The 19,417-nt window shown below is 72.6% G+C and carries 13 protein-coding genes and 1 tRNA gene; 9 read left to right on the forward strand and 5 right to left on the reverse strand.

Annotation, left to right across the window (positions count from 1 at the left end; translation table 11 throughout):
* Positions 1–18: 18 nt before the first annotated feature.
* Positions 19–1,209 (reverse strand): rhodanese-like domain-containing protein, encoded by a 1,191-nt coding sequence (locus tag AB0O19_RS13285; RefSeq protein WP_363619386.1) that lies wholly within the window; start codon positions 1,207–1,209, stop codon positions 19–21.
* Positions 1,210–1,565: 356 nt separating this feature from the next.
* Here AB0O19_RS13285 and AB0O19_RS13290 point away from each other — a divergent pair, with 356 nt between their 5' ends.
* Complete coding sequence (locus AB0O19_RS13290) at positions 1,566–4,388, forward strand: SpoIIE family protein phosphatase (RefSeq protein ID WP_363619387.1); 2,823 nt, start codon at positions 1,566–1,568, stop codon at positions 4,386–4,388.
* Between the two features lie 37 nt (positions 4,389–4,425).
* Here the strand turns inward: AB0O19_RS13290 and AB0O19_RS13295 are convergent, their stop codons facing one another.
* The gene (locus AB0O19_RS13295) at positions 4,426–5,223 is read right to left on the reverse strand and encodes a hypothetical protein (RefSeq protein ID WP_363587992.1); all 798 of its coding nucleotides are present in this window, start codon (positions 5,221–5,223) and stop codon (positions 4,426–4,428) included.
* Between the two features lie 172 nt (positions 5,224–5,395).
* Positions 5,396–7,165, reverse strand: coding sequence for a phosphatidylglycerol lysyltransferase domain-containing protein (locus AB0O19_RS13300; RefSeq protein ID WP_363588018.1), 1,770 nt, complete (start codon positions 7,163–7,165; stop codon positions 5,396–5,398).
* Positions 7,166–7,546: 381 nt separating this feature from the next.
* Here AB0O19_RS13300 and AB0O19_RS13305 point away from each other — a divergent pair, with 381 nt between their 5' ends.
* Positions 7,547–8,218 (forward strand): response regulator transcription factor, encoded by a 672-nt coding sequence (locus AB0O19_RS13305; RefSeq protein ID WP_363588016.1) that lies wholly within the window; start codon positions 7,547–7,549, stop codon positions 8,216–8,218.
* Positions 8,215–9,363, forward strand: a complete 1,149-nt coding sequence (locus AB0O19_RS13310) for a histidine kinase (protein ID WP_363619388.1) — start codon at positions 8,215–8,217, stop codon at positions 9,361–9,363. The genes AB0O19_RS13305 and AB0O19_RS13310 overlap by 4 nt, the downstream gene beginning before the upstream one ends.
* A 51-nt stretch (positions 9,364–9,414) precedes the next feature.
* Here AB0O19_RS13310 and AB0O19_RS13315 read toward each other — a convergent pair.
* A tRNA-Leu gene (locus tag AB0O19_RS13315) sits at positions 9,415–9,498 on the reverse strand.
* A gap of 418 nt (positions 9,499–9,916) precedes the next feature.
* Between AB0O19_RS13315 and AB0O19_RS13320 the strand changes: the two genes are divergently transcribed.
* The 6 genes from AB0O19_RS13320 to pknB all read left to right on the forward strand — a co-directional run bounded on the left by AB0O19_RS13320 (position 9,917) and on the right by pknB (position 18,411).
* Complete coding sequence (locus AB0O19_RS13320; protein ID WP_363587988.1) at positions 9,917–10,774, forward strand: DUF3662 and FHA domain-containing protein; 858 nt, start codon at positions 9,917–9,919, stop codon at positions 10,772–10,774.
* A 46-nt stretch (positions 10,775–10,820) separates the two neighbouring features.
* A complete protein-coding gene (locus AB0O19_RS13325; RefSeq protein ID WP_363619389.1) occupies positions 10,821–11,363 on the forward strand; it encodes an FHA domain-containing protein in 543 nt (180 codons plus the stop codon).
* Positions 11,364–11,416: 53 nt separating this feature from the next.
* Positions 11,417–13,021, forward strand: a complete 1,605-nt coding sequence (locus AB0O19_RS13330) for a protein phosphatase 2C domain-containing protein (protein WP_363619390.1) — start codon at positions 11,417–11,419, stop codon at positions 13,019–13,021.
* 160 nt (positions 13,022–13,181) lie between these two features.
* Positions 13,182–14,558: an FtsW/RodA/SpoVE family cell cycle protein gene (locus AB0O19_RS13335; RefSeq protein ID WP_363588014.1), complete on the forward strand. Its 1,377-nt coding sequence runs from the start codon at positions 13,182–13,184 to the stop codon at positions 14,556–14,558.
* On the forward strand, positions 14,555–16,012 hold the full coding sequence (locus AB0O19_RS13340) for a penicillin-binding transpeptidase domain-containing protein (RefSeq protein ID WP_363619391.1): 1,458 nt from the start codon (positions 14,555–14,557) through the stop codon (positions 16,010–16,012). The genes AB0O19_RS13335 and AB0O19_RS13340 overlap by 4 nt, the downstream gene beginning before the upstream one ends.
* Positions 16,013–16,272: 260 nt before the next feature.
* Positions 16,273–18,411, forward strand: a complete 2,139-nt coding sequence (pknB, locus tag AB0O19_RS13345; RefSeq protein WP_363619392.1) for a Stk1 family PASTA domain-containing Ser/Thr kinase — start codon at positions 16,273–16,275, stop codon at positions 18,409–18,411.
* A 200-nt stretch (positions 18,412–18,611) separates the two neighbouring features.
* Here pknB and AB0O19_RS13350 read toward each other — a convergent pair whose 3' ends face one another.
* Positions 18,612–19,415: a class E sortase gene (locus AB0O19_RS13350; protein WP_363587978.1), complete on the reverse strand. Its 804-nt coding sequence runs from the start codon at positions 19,413–19,415 to the stop codon at positions 18,612–18,614.
* Positions 19,416–19,417: the final 2 nt, after the last annotated feature.

Raw genomic sequence — 19,417 nt, forward strand, 5'->3', positions numbered from 1 at the left:
GGCCACCGGCCTACAGGCCTACAGGACGAAGGCGTCCTGGTCGGTGCTGCTGACCATCGGACGGCCCGCGCCCTCCCAGGCGTACATGCCGCCGTCCACGTTCACCGCGTCCCGGCCCTGCTGCACCAGGTACTGGACGACCTGCGCGGAGCGGCCGCCGACCCGGCAGAGCACGTACAGCTTCCCGTCCGGCAGCTCTCCGATCCGGGCGATCACCTCGCCGAGCGGGATGTGCAGCGCGCCGTCCACGTGGCCGGCGTCCCACTCGTCCTGCTCGCGCACGTCCAGCAGGGCTGCGTCGGCGGGCACTGCGGCGGCGGTGGTGGAAGGGATCTGCGCGAACATCGTGTGGCTCTCCTGGGGCTGGGTCGGGTCGGTGCCATTGTCGCCCACGGGCCGCCGGTGGCCGTCGCCCGCCGCGGCCGGGGCGCCGAGCAGCCGCTCCAGTTCGGCCTGCTGGGCGGCGGCCTTGGCGAGCAGTTCCTCGGCGAGCTGCTCCAGCAGCCGGTCCGGGTCCTGCGGGGCCAGCGCGAGCAGCTGACCCATCGGGGTCTGTTCCAGCCGGACCTGCTCGGTGGCGGTCTCGGTGATCTTGCCGGTCAGCCACTCCAGCCGACGGCGCAGCCACTCCAGCCGGTCGGGGGAGTCGGTGCCGGGCGCGGCCTCCGGCGCGGTGGACCACTCGGCGGACAGGCCCTCCAGCGCGGCGGCGTCGCCGACCGCGTAGGCCTCGTTCACCCGGGCCAGGAACGCGGCCCGGCGCTGCTGCTCGGCCGGGTCGGTGCTGAGGTCGGGGTGGGCCCGGCGGACCAGCTCGCGGTAGATCCGCTGGGCGTCCCGCCCGGGGCGCACCCGGGCCGGCGCGGCGGGCGGCGGCGGGGCCGCCTCCTGCTCCCGGACGGAGTCGAACAGCGCGTCGAGGTCGGGCAGTTCGTCGACCTGCCGGCGGGCCTCGGCGGCCCGGCGGAGGTCCTCGGGGTGCCCGGTCCTGGCCGCGACCGCCTCGGCGACCAGCGCCTCCAGCTCGTCCAGCCGGGCGTAGAGCGGGCCCAGCAGCTGATGGTGGATCAGCGCGAAGTTGTCGATCTCGACCCGCAGCGTCTGCACGTCGACGTCCATGCTGAGCCAGGCGAGTTCGGCGGCGGCGACCCGCTCCTCCAGCTCCTGCTGCTGCGGGTCCGTCCAGCGGACGGGGCTCTGCGCGGTCACTTCTCGCCTCTGTCTCGTCCGGCCGGCTGCGTCCATGCGGAGCCGCCTCGCGGGGTGGCCCGGCCTGCCACCCTACCCTCGCGCGCGAAGGCCCCGTCCGGGTGAACGGGGAGTGCGAACCGGCGCGCGCCGCACGACACGCAACCGATCCTGAGGAATCTCCCCGTTTCGCTATCACGCCCGGGCCGGTCCGTGCTTCGCTAGGGCGTGTCTGATGATTCGCGTCGGATCAGCACGCGGCGTCGGGCGCCCGGCGGACTCGTTCAGACACGCCCTCAAGCCCGGCACGATCCACAAGACACGCCCCGGGTTTCCGCACAGCGTGCCTTCCTCCGGAGAGACGGCCGCCTCCAGGCGTGGCGGCCAGGCGGGAGCAGACCGAATCCATGGTGGCCGAGTCCAACTCCACACCGCGTCCGGCGGGCGCCGAGGCCGTACCGGGTGACCACCCGACCGGCGTGGCCGCCCTGGTCCGGCTCGCCCTCGTCCTGGTCGACCGGACCGGACGGATCGCCCAGTGGAGCCGGGCCGCCGAGGAACTGTTCGGGCACCGCGCCGAGGTCGCCCACGACCGGCCGGCCAGCGGACTGCTGCCCGCCGTGGAACCGCTCGCCGCCCCCGGCCAGGCCGCCGGGTCCGTCGTGCGCCGCCGCTGCGACGCCCTGGACACCCTGGCCGCGCTGACCGCCGACGGGCGCCCCTGGGCCGGCCAGCTGGCCGTCATCGACCGCGAGGAGCACCTGCGCGACGTGCTCTGGTGGGCCTGGCCGCTGCCCGACCCGTTCGGCGGCCTGCTCGCCCTCGCCGCCGACGCCCGGCCGCTGCGCACCGCCGGCCCCCGGCTCGCACTCGGCGAGCGGCTGCTGCCGTTCGCCGCCGCCCCGCCCGCCCGGGGCGGCTTCCACCGGCTGGGCGCGGCCCTGACCCCGCCCGGCCGGCTGCGCGCCGGTCTGCTGTCGGCCGACCGGCTGGCCGGGCTGCTGCCGGCCGGTTCGGCCGACCGCCGGGCGCTGCTGCTCGACGTGCTGGACCAGGCCGGTCTGCCCGCTCTGCGGCTGGACCCGGCCACCGTGCTGCCGGTCCTGCCCGCCGACCCGCAGGCCGCCGCCGCGCACGCCGCCGCCGGACTCGGCCGCCGCTACCCGACCGCCCAGCAGCGCGCCGCCCGGGTCGGCCCGCCGCCGCAGCCCGAGCAGTCCGCGCCCCCGGCCCGGACGGTCCGGGGGCGGCCGACCGGCCCGCTGCCGGCCCAGCGCGAGACCGCCGAGCGGTCCGCGGCCGCCCAGCCGTCCGGCGCCGCCGGCGCCCCGGCGGGCGTCCCACCGACCGCCCCGGCCCCGGCGGTCCCGTCCCCGACCACCCCGTCCCCGACCGGAGGAGGAGCCGCCATCGAGCCGGCCGCCGCCGAACCGTCCGCCCACGGCCGTCCACCCCGCCGCACCGGCCGGGCCCCTTCCGCCCCCGCCGGCGCCGAGGGCGCCCAGTCCGGTCGGCTGAGCCCGTTCCTGACCAACGGGCAGGCCGGCGAGCAGCTGGCGCTGCTGAACGAGGTCGGCGGCAAGGTCGGCACCACCCTGGACCTCGGCTTCACCGCGCACGAGCTCTGCCAGGTGCTGGTCCCCCGGGTCGCCGACTTCGCCTGCGTGGACCTGGTGGACGGGCTGATCTCCGAATCCGAGCTGCCGGCCGCCCGCCCGGACGACGACACCATGCTCCGCCGGGTCGCCCTGGTCTACAACGAGACCGGCGGCGCCTGGGACCACGTGCTGTCCGAGGGCTCGCTGGTCAGCATGCCGCGCCGCACCCCGCCGGGGATGGCCCTGCAGCTGAACCAGCCGGTCCTGGTCCCGGTGATCAGCGCGGACGTCGCGGTCGACTACGCGATCGCGCTCGGCGGGGCCCGGCTGGCCCCGGTGGTCTCCGGCCGCTCGATGCTGGTGGTGCCGCTGTCCGCCCGGGGCACCGTGCTGGGCATCCTCAAGCTGCTCCGGCTGCCGGACCGCGCCCCCTTCGACGAGAGCGACGCCGCCACGCTCAAGGAGCTGGCCGTCCGCGCCGCGCTCTCCCTGGACAACGCCCGGCTGCACCGCGCCGAGGCCAGGGTGGCCACCACCCTCCAGCGCTCGATGATCCCGACCCGCCCGCCGCAGATCCCCGGCGTCCAGATCGCGCACCGCTACCTGCCGGGCGACCCGAAGGCCGAGGTCGGCGGCGACTGGTTCGACGCGATCCAGCTGCCCGGCAGCCGGGTCGCCCTGGTGGTCGGCGACGTGATGGGCCACGGCCTGCACTCGGCGGCCGCGATGGGCCGCTTCCGGACGGCCATGCAGACCCTCGCCGCGCTCGACCTGCCGCCCGGCCAGCTGCTGCGGCACCTGGACAACCTGGCCCACAAGCTCGGCGACGACCACCTCGCCACCTGCCTGTACGCGGTCTACGACCCGATCAACCGGACCTGCGAGCTGGCCAGCGCCGGCCACGTCCCGCCGGTGCTGGTGCACCCGGACGGCTCCGGCGAGCTGCTGGAGATCCCGGCCGGCGCGCCGATCGGGGTCGGCGGGGTGCCGTTCGTCGCCAAGACCATCGACGTCTCGGACGGCTCGATGCTGGTGCTGTGCACCGACGGCCTGGTCGAGGTCCGGGGCGGCGACATAGGAGCGGGCCTGGCCGCGCTCTGCGGCAATCTGATCGACCCGCTGCAGAGCCCCGAGCAGGCCTGCGACGTGGTGCTCAAGCGGCTGCACTCGGACGACCGGAAGGACGACGTCGCCCTGCTGGTGGCCCGCTTCGACGGGGTCGCCCCGTCCGAGGTGGCCACCTGGGACCTCAGGGTGGACCACCGCGAGGTGCGCCGGGCCCGCTCGCTGGTCCGCGAGCAGCTGGCCGGCTGGCACCTGGAGGCGCTCAGCGACATCACCGAGCTGCTGGTCAGCGAGCTGGTCACGAACGCCGTCCGGGTGGCCCGGGACCGCGTCCAGCTCCAGCTGATCCGGGTGGACAAGCTGCTGGTGGAGGTCAGCGACGACAACCACAACCTGCCGTCGCTGGAACCGGCCGAGCAGTTGGGCGAGACCGGCCGCGGTCTCACCCTGGTGACCAAGCTCGCCGAACGCTGGGGCACCGCCCGCAAGGCGGTCGGCAAGGTGGTCTGGTTCGAACTCCCCCTGCCGCACGTCTGACGGCCGGCTGCCCGACGGCCGTCAGACGGTGTGTGGATCAGGGGACGAGCGCGCCCGCCGGGCGCCGCCGGGCCTCCACCGCGACCTCCCGCGACGCGGCCGCGGCCACCGAGGTGGCGGCCCCGACCCCGGCCAGAACCCGCGGCCAGAAGTCCCCGAACACCTCGACCGAGACGGCGAGCAGCAGCGCGGTGGTCACCGCGACCACGTGCTCCAGCCCGGCGAGGTTCGGCAGCACGACCGCCTCGCCGACCATCATGACCACCACCAGGCCGGCGGTGAACCAGGCCCGGCAGCGGAACGCGATGCAGATCGCCAGCGCCACCACCGCGGCCGACGGCCCGGTGTCCCGCACGTAGGCGACCCACTTCGGGAAGCCGAACAGGTGGCCCGGGCCGAGCGCCACGCCGATCCGGGCGAACAGCGTGCCCGCCAGGGTGCAGGTGTAGGCCACCACCAGGGTCATCCGCCGGCCGAGCACGATCTCGGCGACGCCGAAGACCACGAACACCTGGGCCAGCGCGCCCCAGACCGGCAGGTCCAGCGCCGGCACGTACAGCGAGAGCGGGGTCCGCAGCAGCGAGACGTCCAGCGGCAGCGCCGCCTTCACCACCCCGATGCGGTTGACGAAGTGCTCACCGCCCGGCAGGTGCTGGGTGATGCTGAACAGGAGGATCAGAAACGTCGCCGCCGTGGCCATCGGAACGGCGGCGAACTTCTTGCGCACCACCGCGTCCCGCACCGTCGCGTACAACGTCCCCCACTCGGCGACAGCGGCCGATCTGGCCAGTGCCAGCGACCCCTCCCGCACGCCCCCCGCGTGGGTCCTGTCCATCACAACCGTTACTCCCGAATCCCCGAACTTTCTGAGCTACTCCCACATTAGAAGCCTCTTAACAAATCCACATCGGCATAGATGCGGATCAGGGTCATCCTCTGGGGGGAGGAATATCCCTGACGTCACCCCCTATCCGACCGCCCGGTCCCCTCCGCCCCCCGGCGGAGGGCTACCCCTTCCCGTCCCGCGCCGCGACCGGGAGCCGGGGCGCCACCACGGCGGCCCCGGAGTGCCGGCGGCGGAACAGGGCGGGCAGGCTCGGCGCGACGATGAAGCCTTCGGCCCGCGCGCTGGCGATGCCGATCCGCGGGATCTCGCTGCTCTTCTCGAACAGCAGGTAGCGGGGCTCCCAGATCGGCCGGTACTTGGCGTTCGCGCGGTACAGCGACTCGATCTGCCACCAGCGCGAGAAGAAGCCCAGGACGGAACGCCACAACCGCAGCACCGGGCCGGCCCCGAGCCGCGAACCGCGCTCGAAGACCGAGCGGAACATCGCGAAGTTCAGCGACACCCGCTTCAGCCCGACCTCCTCGGCACGCTGCAGCAGCTCGATGACCATGAACTCCATCAGGCCGTTCTCGGTGTCCCGGGCCCGGCGCATCAGGTCCAGCGAGAGCCCGTCCGGGCCCCACGGGACGAAGCTCAGCAGTGCCTTGAGCTCACCGTCGCCGTCGTGGCACTCCAGCATCACGCAGCGGCCGTCGCCCGGGTCGCCGAGCCGGCCGAGCGCCATCGAGAAGCCGCGCTCGGTCGCCCCGTCGCGCCACTGGTCGGCCTTGGCCACCAGTTCGGCCATCTCGCACTCGGGGATGTCCTCGTGCCGGCGGATCCGCACCGTGTACCCGGCCCGCTTGACCCGGTTGTACGCCTGGCGGACCACCCGCATCGCCCGGCCGTCCAGCGAGAACTCGTCCAGCTCGACGATCGCCTCGTCGCCCAGCTCCAGCGCGTCCAGCCCGTGCCGGGCGTAGATCACGCCGGCCTCCTCGGAGGCGCCCATCACGGCCGGCGCCCAGGCGTGCTCGCGGGCCTCGGCCAGCCAGGAGTCGATCGCGCCCGGCCAGGCCTCCGGGTCGCCGATCGGGTCGCCCGAGGCCAGCGAGACCCCGCCGATCACCCGGTAGGTCACCGCCGCCTTGCCGCTGGGGGAGAAGATCACCGCCTTGTCCCGGCGCAGCGCGAAGTAGCCGAGCGAGTCCCGCTCACCCTGCTTGTCCAGCAGCGAGCGCAGCTTCGCCTCGTCCTCGGGGTTCAGCAGCTCCTTGCCGCGCGGGCTGCGGAAGGCCACGTAGAGCACCAGCAGGAAGAGCACCGCGCCCATCGCGTTGATCGCCGCGTTGACCCAGGTCGGCGAGGAGATCACCGAGCGCAGGTGCTCCGAGGGGTTGATCGTGATCATCCGGCCGACGGAGTAGCGGAAGAGGTCCCAGAAGCCCGCGCCGCCGAGCCCGTTGGTCGCCCAGACCAGCAGCGCGCCGACGACCCCGCCGAACAGCAGCCCGCCGACGAAGGTGGCCGCCGCGGTCTTCGGGTTGGAGCGGTCGCCCTTGGACGTGAAGTCCTTCCGCCCGATGACCAGCGCCAGGACGAACAGGCAGGTCAGCACGGTGGAGATGTAGTTGAGCGGGTGGTCCTTGAACCGCTCGCCGGGCATCACCATGGCCAGCAGGTACAGCACCGCGAACATGCTGGCCAGGGCCGCGTTGAAGATCCAGGCGGCCCGCTTGCGCCGCCGCATCGCGATGGCCAGGAAGACCGCCAGCACCGCGCTGGCCAGACCCGAGGTCATCAGGTACGGGGTGAAGTACTCACCCTCGTTGTGCTCGTTGACCTGGTTCCCCCACGGCACCAGCAGCACCGTCGCCACGTTCAGCAGCGCCAGCAGCCGGAGGTACCACACGGAGACGGCGGCGGCCCGCGGGCGCCAGCGGTCGAGCACGCCGACGGGCCGGGGCCCGGTGGACGTGGCGGAAGGCTCCGACTTCACAGTGGACGACACAGCTCAATTCCAAACGATCAGATGGTGGGGCGCATCCGCACACGGCCCGGCGACGGGTGCCCGCAGGGGGCCCGACGGACTGACCGGCGGCCCTCACCTCGACCGGGCGCCCACTGAATGGAGCAGGCCGACAAAGGGCAGCCAACTCCATGGTTCCCCACCCGGCCTGAGAATTGCGTGAACCGGGTAGCGGATTCCGACCCCCGCCATGTGGCGGGGGTGAGGACCGCCATCCGTTCGGCGCCCCACCCCGGCTACCCCTACCCTCGAAACGACCCGCGCGGACCGCCCGACCCCGGCCGCCAGAACCGAGGAGGCACCATCACCGACACCCGCGTGCTGATCGTGGACGACGAGATCCTGGTCCGCTCCGGCCTGGGCCTCATCGTCGGCTCCGCCCCCGACCTGGACGTCGTCGGCGACTGCTCCGGCGGCCAGGCCGAGGAGCACGTCCAGCGCCTGCGCCCGCACGTGGTGCTCCTCGACATCCGGATGCCGGACCTCGACGGCATCTCGGTGCTGCGCCGGCTGCGCGCCCTGCCGGACCCTCCCGCCGTGGCGATGCTCACCACCTTCGACAGCGACGAGTACATCGGCACCGCGCTGCGGGCCGGCGCCGCCGGCTTCCTGCTCAAGGACACCGCCCCCGAGCAGCTGGTCCACGCCGTCCGGGTGCTCGCGGCCGGCGGCAACATCCTGTCCCCGACCGTGACCCGCACCGTGATCGGCGGCTACGTGGACGGCGGCGGCCCGGACGCCGAGGCCACCTCGCTCGCCCGCACCCTCACCGGCCGAGAGCTCGACGTGCTGGCCCTGCTCGGCGAGGGACTGTCCAACGCCGAGATCGCCGACCGGCTCTTCCTCGGCACCGGCACCGTCAAGGACCACATCAGCGCGATCCTCGGCAAGCTCGGCGCGGCCAACCGGGTCCAGGCGGCGGTGCTCGCCCACCGGGCCGGGCTGGTCCGGCCGAAACCCGGCGACGGGGCATGACGGCCACCGAACAGCTGCCGTCCAGACGGCTCCCGGCCTGGTGCACCGCCCCCTGGCTGATGCTGCTGCTGCCCGCCCTCTACTCCCTCCTGGACGCCGCCCTGGTGGCCCGGAACTCCCCGTGGTGGCAGATCGCGCTCTCCACGCTGGCCGCCGTCGCCCTGCTCTGGCGCCGCCGCTTCCCGGTGGCGGCGCTGCTGCTCACCATGCCCGGCAGCTACGTCGACGACATCTGGCTGGCCCCGATCACCGCCGTCTACACGGTGGCCGCCGAGCGCCCCCGCCCGCGGATCGTCATCCCCTGCGCGACCCTGTTCACGCTGGTCGAGTTCTTCCACTGGCCGCTGTCCGAGCAGACCCTCGAACTCAGCCGGGACACCGCGCTCTACGCCATCCAGTCGGTGATGCTGGCCGCCGGCCCGGCCGCCACCGGGCTGCTCGCCCGCACCCGGCGGGAGCTGGCCGCCCGGCTCGACGAGCTCACCCGCGGCCAGGAGCGGGAGAGCCGGCTGCTCGCCGAACGGGTGCTGATCAGCGAGCGCGGCCGGCTCGCCCGGGAGATGCACGACGTGGTCTCGCACCAGGTCAGCCTGATCAGCATCCAGGCCGGCGCGCTCCAGGTGAGCACCGGCGACCCGGCCGCCGCGACCACCGCCCGCACCATCCGCGAACTGGCCGTCCGCACCCTCGACGAGCTGCGCCAGATGGTCGGGGTGCTGCGCAGCACCGCGAGCCCGCGCCCGGACGCCCCGCTCGCCCCGCAGCCCCGGCTGGCCGACCTGCCCCGGCTGATCGCGGAGAGCGGGCTGGCCGCCGACACCGAACTGAACCCCGGTGACCGCCCGTGGCCGGAGGCGGTCGAGCGGGCCGCCTACCGCACCGTCCAGGAGGCGCTCACCAACATCACCAAGTACGCCCCGGAGGCGGCGGTGCACGTGAAGGTCCGGGCGAAGGGGCGCCGGCTGCGGGTCGAGGTGCGCAACGACGCGCCCCCGGTCCACCCGGACGAGATCCTGCCGGGCGGCGGCCACGGCCTGGTCGGCCTGCGCGAGCGCGCGCAGTTGCTGGGCGGCTCGCTCAGCGCCGGCCCCACCCAGGACGGCGGCTTCGAGGTCCGCGCCGAGCTGCCCGCCACCCGTTCCTGACCGGGACAACGAGAAAGCCCCGCAGATCCGTAGATCTGCGGGGCTTCGCTGTGCGCGAGGGGGGAGTTGAACCCCCACGCCCTTTCGGGCACTGGAACCTGAATCCAGCGCGTCTGCCTATTCCGCCACCCGCGCATGGGTGTCGTCTTCGTTGCCGACCGATCTTCCGAACCGCTCGGTACCATGTGGTCTTCGCGTTCCCTTGGACCGGCCTCCCTGGTGGGCGGCCCTTCCGACGTGGAAAACAGTAGCACGACCCGGGGGGCCGCTCCGAATCCGTTCTCCGGCGGGACGAAGCGCATCCGAACGGATGCACGACGAACGGGCGAGCGAGTGACGGGAGCCCATCCGGGCGGGCACACCTGGCGTGCCGTACCCGGTATGCGTCACCCTGTGTGTCCGAGCCCACCCCCGGGCACCACGCTGTCCGGGAACCGTACGGAAGGGCCCGGCGTGGATACGATCAGTACGGAAGTACCGCAAGTAGGCACGACCGACTCCCGGCGGGATCCGGTCGGCAGGCAGGCGAACGAACCCTGGAAGGGGGTGTCCCATGGGAGTGCTGAAGAAGTTCGAACAGCGGCTTGAGGGTCTCGTCAACGGCACCTTCGCCAAGGTGTTCAAGTCCGAGGTCCAGCCCGTGGAGATCGCCGGTGCGCTGCAGCGCGAGTGCGACAACAACGCGAGCATCTGGAACCGCGACCGCACCGTCGTGCCGAACGACTTCATCGTCGAGCTGAGCCCGCACGACCACGAGCGGCTCAGCCCCTACTCCGGGCAGCTGGGCGCCGAGCTGGCCGGCATGGTCCGCGAGTACGCGGAGGCCCAGCGGTACAGCTTCATGGGCCCGCTCCAGGTGAACCTGGAGAAGGCCGACGACCTGGACACCGGCCTGTACCGGGTGCGCAGCCGCACCCTGGCGGCCGAGGAGCCCCAGCAGTACGCCCCGCAGCAGTCCGGCTACGACCGCCAGCCGGCCGCGCCGGCCCCCGGCGCACCGTGGCAGCAGACCGGCGCCGGCCAGTACGGCGCGCCCCCGCCGCCGGCCGCGCCCCCGGCGATGCCCCCGGGCCCGCCCGCGACGTCCGGCGGCAACGTCCGCGCCTTCCCCGGCGCCGGCCACGGCGCCTCGGTCCGCCGCTGGATCGAGGTGAACGGCGCCCGCCACCAGATCACCGGCGCGGCCTGCGTGCTCGGCCGCTCGACCGAGGCGGACGTGCGGATCGACGACCCCGGGGTCTCCCGCAAGCACGCCGAGATCCGCCCCGGCACCCCTTCGATGGTTCTCGACCTGGGATCCACCAACGGCATCGTGGTGGACGGACAGCACACCCAGCGCGCTACGCTCCGCGACGGCTCCCGCATCGTCGTGGGCTCCACCACCATCGTCTACCGACAGGTCGAAGGGTAGTGTCCGAGTTGTTCGCGCGCCTCGCTCACCGACAGGCGGGCCGGCCATGTCAGAACTGACCCTCACGGTCATGCGGCTGGGCTTCCTGGCCGTGCTGTGGCTGTTCGTCATCGTCGCGATCCAGGTGATCCGCAGCGACCTGTTCGGGACCAAGGTGAACCCCCGCTCCTCCCGTCGTGGCGCCAACGCCGCTCCGGGCGGCGCCGCCGCCGCTCCGGCCGCCGGGCGCGCCGCACAGGCCCCGGCCGCCGGCCCCGCGGCGGGCCAGACCCAGGGCGGCGGACGCCGTCGCGGCGCCCCGACCCAGCTCGTGGTGGTGCAGGGCTCGCTGGCCGGCACCACCGTGGCGCTCCAGGGCCAGACCATCACCCTGGGCCGCGCGCACGACTCCACCATCGTGCTGGACGACGACTACGCGTCCTCCCGGCATGCCAGGATCTATCCGGATCAGACTGGGCAGTGGACGGTCGAGGATCTAGGCTCCACCAACGGCACCTATCTGGACCGGCAGCGCCTGACCGCGCCCACCCCGCTCCAGCCGGGCATGCCGATCCGTATCGGCAGGACCGTCATCGAACTGCGGAAGTAGTAGCGCATGAGGGACAGCATCCCGTCCATGACCCAGAGGGGGGCACAGGTCGCATGACCCTGGTGCTGCGCTTCGCCGCCGGCTCCCACAAGGGACTGATCCGGGAGGGGAACGAGGACTCCGGCTACGCCGGGCCGCGGCTGCTGGCCGTGGCCGACGGCATGGGCGGCGCCGCGGCCGGCGAGGTCGCGTCCTCCGAGGTGCTCGGCTCGATCGTCCGACTGGACGAGGACGTGCCGGGCGCCGACCTGCTGACCCTGCTGGGCGACGCCGTCCAGGGTGCCAACGACCGGCTCCGGCAGATGGTCGAGGAGGACCCGCAGCTGGAGGGCATGGGCTGCACGCTGACCGCCATGCTCTGGACCGGCCAGCGGATGGGCATGGTGCACGTCGGCGACTCCCGCGCCTACCTGCTGCGCGACGGCTCGCTGGTGCAGATCACCCAGGACCACACCTGGGTGCAGCGCCTGGTCGACGAGGGCCGGATCACGCCGGAGGAGGCCGAGACCCACCCGCAGCGCTCGCTGCTGATGCGGGCGCTCGACGGCCGCGGCCAGGTCGAGCCCGACCTGTCGATCCGCGAGGTCCGCGCCGGCGACCGCTACCTGATCTGCTCCGACGGCCTCTCCGGCCCGGTCAGCCACCAGACCCTCCAGGACACCCTCGGCAGCTACTACTCGCCCGAGCAGACCGTGCAGGAGCTGATCCAGCTCGCGCTGCGCGGCGGCGGTCCGGACAACATCACCTGCATCGTGGCGGACGTCATCGACGTCGGTGCCACGGACACCACGAGCGGCCAGTACAACGACGTGCCGGTGGTGGTCGGCGCGGTCGCCGACACCCCGCCGTCCTCGGCCGCCGCGGACCGCTCGATCGCCGACACCCCGGCCGGCCGCGCCGCCGGCCTCGGCCGCGCCCCGCAGGGCGCCTTCGGCCCGGCCGAGGGCTACGACGCCGCCCAGGGCGGCTTCGGCCCCGCCGAGGGCTACGAGGGCGAGTACGGCTACGGCTCCGGCGAGCCCTCGGTGTACGGCGCCGAGGAGTTCGACGAGGAGCCGCCCGCGAAGCGCAAGCGCAAGGGCCTCACCGTCTCGGTGGCCGTCCTGGTCACCCTCGGTCTGCTCGGCGGTGCCGGGTTCTTCGGCTACCAGTGGACCCAGGACCAGTACTACGTCGGCAAGCAGGGCGACCACGTCGCGGTCTACCAGGGCATCAACCAGAACCTGGCCGGCCTGAGCCTGTCCTCGGTGCACACCGCGTACAAGGACGTCGAGCTCAAGTACCTGCCGCAGGACCAGGCCGAGCACCTCAACAAGACCATCGCGGCCGACAGCCTGGGCGCCGCCACCGCGACCGTCCAGGAGCTCGACGGCTGGGTCAAGCTCTGCAAGAAGGTCGCCGACGCCCGGACCGTCCCGGCCACCCAGGCGGCGCAGGCCACCCACGCCGCGTTCCTGGCCGTCACGCCCACCCCGGGGGAGAAGACCCGCCCCCCGGCGGCTCCCACCTCCCCGACCCCGGCCACCCCGACCCCGACCGCCCCGAGCACGTCCGCCCCGGCGCCGAACGCCGCCGCACCGAACACCGGCCCGTCGGGCGACCTGTCCGGGCTGACCGAGGAGGAGCGCAGCCGGGCCGACTCCTGCCCGAAGCAGTGACCTCCGTGATCCGACATAGGCCCGCCCCGAGCGGGGCAGCCGGCCGTCAGGGAGCGGTCACCACGTGAGCACCTACGACCTGAGCGACGACACCGGCCGGGCCGGCAGGCGCCGGACGGCCACCGACCGCGCCGCCACCCGGCGCCGGGCCAACACCACCATCTCCCTCCAGGGCGCGCCGAACCGGCGCAACACCGAGCTGGCCCTGCTGGCCTTCGCCGTCGTGCTGCCGATCCTCGCGTACGCCAACGTGGGGCTCGCGATGGACTCCACGCTGCCGAGCGGCATGGTCGGCTACGGACTCGGCATGGGCGCGCTGGCGCTGGTCGCGCACCTGCTGGTGCGCCGCTTCGCGCCGTACGCGGACCCGCTGATGCTGCCGATCGCCACCCTGCTGAACGGTCTCGGCGTGGTGATGATCTGGCGGCTCGACAAGGCCGGAAAGCTGCTGAGCGCCAACTTCCCGGCGGCCCGGAACCAGCTGATGTGGTCGGCCCTCGGGATCGGGCTGTTCATCGCCGTGATGGTGTTCCTGAAGGATCACCGGGTGCTCCAGCGCTACACCTACATCTCGATGGTGGCGGCGCTGGTCCTGCTCGCCGCGCCGGCCTTCTTCCCGGCCCGGGCGGAGGACTTCGGCGCCAAGATCTGGATCCGGATGGGCGGCTTCTCCATCCAGCCCGGCGAGTTCGCCAAGATCATCCTGACGGTGTTCTTCGCCGGCTACCTGATGGTCAAGCGCGACGCCCTCGCACTGGCCAGCCGCCGCTTCATGGGCCTGTACCTGCCGCGCGGGCGCGACCTCGGCCCGATCATCGTGATCTGGCTGCTCAGCCTGCTGATCCTGGTCTTCGAGAACGACCTCGGCACGTCCTTCCTGTTCTTCGGCCTGTTCGTGGTGATGCTCTACGTCGCCACCGAGCGGACCAGCTGGATCCTGTTCGGCCTGCTGATGTCGATCGGCGGCGCGGTCGCGGTCGCCATGACCACCAGCCACGTCAAGGTCCGCATCGACGCCTGGCTCGACCCGATGGCCGCCTTCGGAGCACACCCGCCCAAGGGCGCCACCGAGCAGATCGGCCAGTCGCTGATGGCGCTCGGCTCCGGCGGGGTGACCGGCTCGGGCCTCGGCCAGGGCCGCTCCTGGCTGATCAACTTCGCCGCGAAGAGCGACTTCATCCTGGGCTCGTTCGGCGAGGAGCTCGGGCTGACCGGCCTGATGGCGATCTTCCTGCTGTACGCCCTGCTGGTGCAGCGCGGCCTGCGCACCGCCCTCGCGGCCCGCGACCCGTTCGGCAAGCTGTTCGCCGTCGGGCTCTCGTCGGCGATGGCGCTGCAGGTCTTCGTCGTGGCCGGCGGGGTCACCGGGCTGATCCCGCTCACCGGTATGACCATGCCGTTCCTCGCCCAGGGCGGGTCGTCCGTGGTCGCCAACTGGGCGCTGGTCGCGATCCTGCTGAAGATCAGCGACAGCGCCCGCCGACCCGGGGTCGAAGCGACCCCGGCCACCGAGGGCCAGGGAGGACCCGCTCGATGAACAAGCCGATCCGCCGGGTCTCGATCTTCTGCCTCGTCCTGATCCTGGCCCTGATGGTGCGCACCAACTGGGTGCAGGGCGTCCAGGCCGATGCCTGGGCCACCAACAAGAACAACAAGCGCCAGCAGTACGACCGGTACGCGCACCCGCGCGGCAACATCATCGTCGGCGGCCAGCCGGTCACGAAGTCCGACTTCGTCAACGGCCTGCGCTACAAGTACAAGCGCTCCTGGGTCGACGGCCCGATGTACGCCCCGGTCACCGGCTACTCCTCCCAGGTCTTCGGCTCCAGCCAGTTGGAGAACCTGGAGGACGGCATCCTCTCCGGCACCGACGACCGGCTGTTCTTCCGCAACACCCTGGACATGCTGACCGGCGAGCAGCAGCGCGGCGGCGACGTCGTCACCACGATCAACGCGAAGGCCCAGAAGGCCGCCTGGGACGGCCTCGGGGACAAGAAGGGCGCCGCCGTCGCGATCGACCCGAAGACCGGCGCGATCCTGGCGCTGGTCTCCACCCCGTCCTACGACCCGGGCACCATCGCCGGCAGCGAGAGCGGCGACTCCAAGGCCTGGACGGACCTCAACGCCGACCCCAACAAGCCGATGCTCAACCGGGCGCTGAAGGAGACCTATCCGCCCGGCTCCACGTTCAAGCTGGTGACCGCTACCGCCGCGTTCGAGAACGGCCTGTACCAGAACATCGACGACCAGACCGCGACGCCGGACCCGTACACCCTGCCGGGCACCCAGACGGTGCTGAACAACGAGTCGCCGCTCGAGAAGTGCGGGAACGCCACGGTCAAGTCGGGGATGGACCAGTCCTGCAACACGGTCTACGCCAAGATGGGCGCGGACCTCGGCAAGGACAAGATGCGGGCGCAGGCCGAGAAGTTCGGCTTCAACAGCACCATCGACACCCCGGTCCGTTCCGAGAAGAGCATCTTCCCGAACAGCGCGAGCCTGGACGGCACCGCGCAGGACTCGATCGGCCAGCACGACACCCGCGCCACCCCGCTGCAGATGGCCATGGTGTCCGCCGCGATCGCCAACAACGGCAGCCTGATGCAGCCGTACCTGGTCGACCAGGAGCGCTCGGCCTCGCTGACCACCATCTCCAAGCACACCGAGAAGCAGTTCTCCCAGCCGATGAGCCCGGCCACCGCGCAGAAGATGCAGGACCTGATGGTCTCGGTGGTGGAGAACGGCACCGGCAAGAACGCCAAGATCCCCGGCCTCCAGGTCGGCGGCAAGACCGGTACCGCGCAGCACGGCGAGGACAACGCCGGGCTGCCGTTCGCCTGGTTCACCTCGTGGGCCAAGACCACCGACGGCCAGTCCGTCGCGGTCGCGGTCGTGGTCGAGGACGGCTCCAACAACCGCGACGGCATCAGCGGAGGCCGGCTGGCCGCCCCGATCGCCAAGGCGGTGATGCAGGCCGTCCTCGGCAAGTGAGGAGGAGGCCCGACCGTGAGTGGAAAGTCACGATCGACACCCCCGTCCGGATACCGGTCTGATATCGGCCGACGGCCGACTCCGGTCCGATGCGGTGCGACCGGTAGCGTATCCGCCAGCAGCGGGTGTGCCCGTTGCCGCCCGCGAGACGGCGCACGGCCCGGCCGGAGAACCGGTCGAGACCCGCTCGGCGTCACCCAGAGCGTGCGGGGACACCTACGTCACAACCTCGCCGGCAGGTGAGGGAGAGGGTCGGAACTATGGAAGAGCCTCGTCGCCTAGGCGGCAGGTACGAGCTCGGCGGCGTCCTCGGACGCGGCGGCATGGCCGAGGTGTACCTCGCCCATGACACCCGGCTCGGCCGTTCCGTCGCAGTGAAGACGCTCCGGGCCGACATGGCCCGGGATCCGTCGTTCCAGGCCCGCTTCCGCCGCGAGGCGCAGTCCGCGGCGTCCCTGAACCACCCCGCGATCGTCGCCGTGTACGACACCGGCGAGGACTACATCGACAACATCTCCATCCCGTACATCGTGATGGAGTACGTCGAGGGGTCCACCCTGCGCGAGCTGCTGCACTCCGGCCGACGGCTGCTGCCCGAGCGCGCGCTGGAGATGACCATCGGCATCCTGCAAGCGCTGGAGTACTCGCACCGCGCCGGCATCGTGCACCGCGACATCAAGCCGGCCAACGTGATGCTGACCCGGCAGGGCAACGTCAAGGTCATGGACTTCGGCATCGCCCGCGCGATGGGCGACGCCGGGATGACCATGACCCAGACCTCGGCCGTCATCGGCACCGCCCAGTACCTCTCCCCCGAGCAGGCCAAGGGCGAGCAGGTCGACGCCCGCTCCGACCTCTACTCCACCGGCTGCCTGCTCTACGAACTGCTGACCGTCCGCCCGCCGTTCGTCGGCGACTCCCCGGTCGCGGTGGCCTACCAGCACGTCCGGGAGGAGGCGCAGCCGCCGTCCGTCTTCGATCCCGAGGTCCGCCCCGAGATCGACGCGATCGTGCTGAAGGCGCTCGCCAAGGAGCGCGACTACCGCTACCAGAGCGCCGACGAGATGCGCGACGACATCGAGCGCTTCCTCGACGGCCTGCCGGTGGCCGCCGCCCAGCAGGCCGCCGCGTACGGCATGGGCGCCGGGTACGGCTACGACCAGAACGGCTACCCGCAGCAGCACGACCCGTACGGCCAGACCAACGTGCTGCCGCAGCAGCCCGGCGGCGGCCCGACCACCGTCCTGCCGCAGGCCGGCGCGCAGCCCGGCTACGGCCCGCAGGGCGGCTACCAGGACGACGGCTACGGCCAGGCCTACGCCGACGGCCCGGCGGGCGGCGGCCACGACGACGGCTACGGCCGGGACGGCGGTCGGCGCGGCGAGCAGCCGCCGAAGAAGAGCAACACCTCCTGGATCGTGCTGGCGGTCGCCGCCGTGCTGGTCCTGGTCGGCACCTTCTTCGTGGCCCAGGCCATGTTCAACGGCAACGGCGGCGGCACCACGGAGACCCCGAAGGTCGCCGTGCCGAACCTGGTCGGCAAGAGCCTCGCGGACGCCAAGACGGCCGCGGCCGCGGCCGGTCCCAAGCTCGTGGTGGCCGAGGGCGACAAGCTCGCCTGCCCGGACGCCAACGTCAAGAAGGACCAGGTCTGCACCCAGAACCCGGCCGTCGGCGGCCAGGTCGCGGAGAACAGCACCATCACGGTGCAGCTCTCCTCCGGCCCGGCCAAGGCCCCCCTGCCGAACGTGGTCGGCAAGACCAAGGACCAGGCGACCAAGGCGCTCGGCGACGCCGGCTTCACCAACGTCACCACCGAGTACAAGGACGACGACACCGCTCCGCAGGAGAACGTCACCGCCCAGGACCCGGCGGCGGGCACCGCCGGCGACCCGACCGCGCCGGTCAAGCTGACCGTCTCGCAGGGCAAGTCGAAGGTGACCGTGCCGAACGTGGGCGGCGCGCAGAAGGAGGTGGCGCAGGCCCAGCTGGAGGGCCTGGGCTTCCAGGTCGACGCCTCGAAGACGGTGCAGACCACCGACCAGAGCAAGGCGAACACCGTCGCCGCGCAGTCGGTCCAGCCCAACACCAAGGTCCCGGCCAACACGAAGATCACGCTGACGATCTTCAAGATGCAGGACAAGCCCCAGGTCCCGCCGCTGCAGAACGTCAAGCTGTCGGACGCCATCTCGCAGCTGAGCAAGGTCGGGCTGCTCTACACGGTGGTGTCCGGTCCGTCGGACCCGAACGCCATCGTCGTGAGCACCAACCCGGCCGCCGGAACCCAGCTGGACCCGAACACCCAGGTGATGCTCATCACGAAGCCGGCCGATCCACCCAAAGGGGGTGACCCCCTCTCCCCCTCACCCTCCAACACCAAAGGGGGGAACAACAACTAAGCCCTGGTTCCCCTGGATCTGAGGCTTGGTGGGAGTTGTCCGGCCGTACGCCCGAGGGCCCGTCGCAGCGGTTGCGACGGGCCCTCGGGCGTTCTCGGTGCCTGGCGTTCTCGGTGCCTGGCGTTCTCGGTGCCGGGCTACGGCGACCGGGCCGCGGGTTCCAGGCCGCAGCAGCCGGACCTCAGCAGCGGCCGACGGGCTCAGGGCTGACGCAGCTCCGGCGGCGGGGTGCGCTTGGCGTCCACGTCGTCCACCCGCACCAGGCTCCCCCAGACCGCCATCCGGTAGCGCGAGGTGTACACCGGCGTGCAGGTGGTCAGCGTGATGTACCGGCCGGGGCCGGTGTAGCCGGAGCCGACCGGGACGGGCGCGACGATGCCGGTGTCGTACTTGGACGTCTCCGGCAGGGTGCTGTCGACCCGGTAGACGTACCACTTGTCCTTGGTCTCGACGACGACCGCGGCGCCCTTGTGCACCGCGTCCAGGTCGTGGAACTTGGCGCCGTGGCCGTCCCGGTGGGCGGCCAGCGCGAAGTTGCCGGCCTGGTCCCAGGGCATCGCGGCGCGGTAGGGCTGCTCGTACACCCCCGCCACGCCCTCGGCCAGGGTGTCGCTGTCGGTGCCCATCCGGATCAGCACCTGGTAGTCCCGGCCCATCGCCGGGACGTGCAGGAAGCCGACCGCGTCCCCGGCCGCGAACGGCGCGGCGGGGGCGGACGTCCCGCCGGGGGCGGCCGAGGGGGTGCCGGTCGGGCTCGCGGCCCAGGTGTCGCGCAGCCGGTCGGAGGCCGCGGCCGCCGAGCGGTCGGCCTCGACGTTGGTCCACCACAGCGAGTAGGCCACGAACAGGCCGAGCACCAGTCCCAGGGTGATCAGCAGCTCGCCGAAGACGCCGAGCGCGGCCAGCGCCCGACTGCGGCCGCGCCGGGCGGGCGCGGGGCCGGCCTCGGGCGGCGGGAAGGCCTCCTCCCGCGGTTCGGCCGACTGCGCGGTCTCGTCCGTCATCT

This window comes from Kitasatospora sp. NPDC091276 (assembly GCF_040684355.1).
In the GTDB taxonomy this organism is placed as follows: Bacteria; Actinomycetota; Actinomycetes; order Streptomycetales; family Streptomycetaceae; genus Kitasatospora.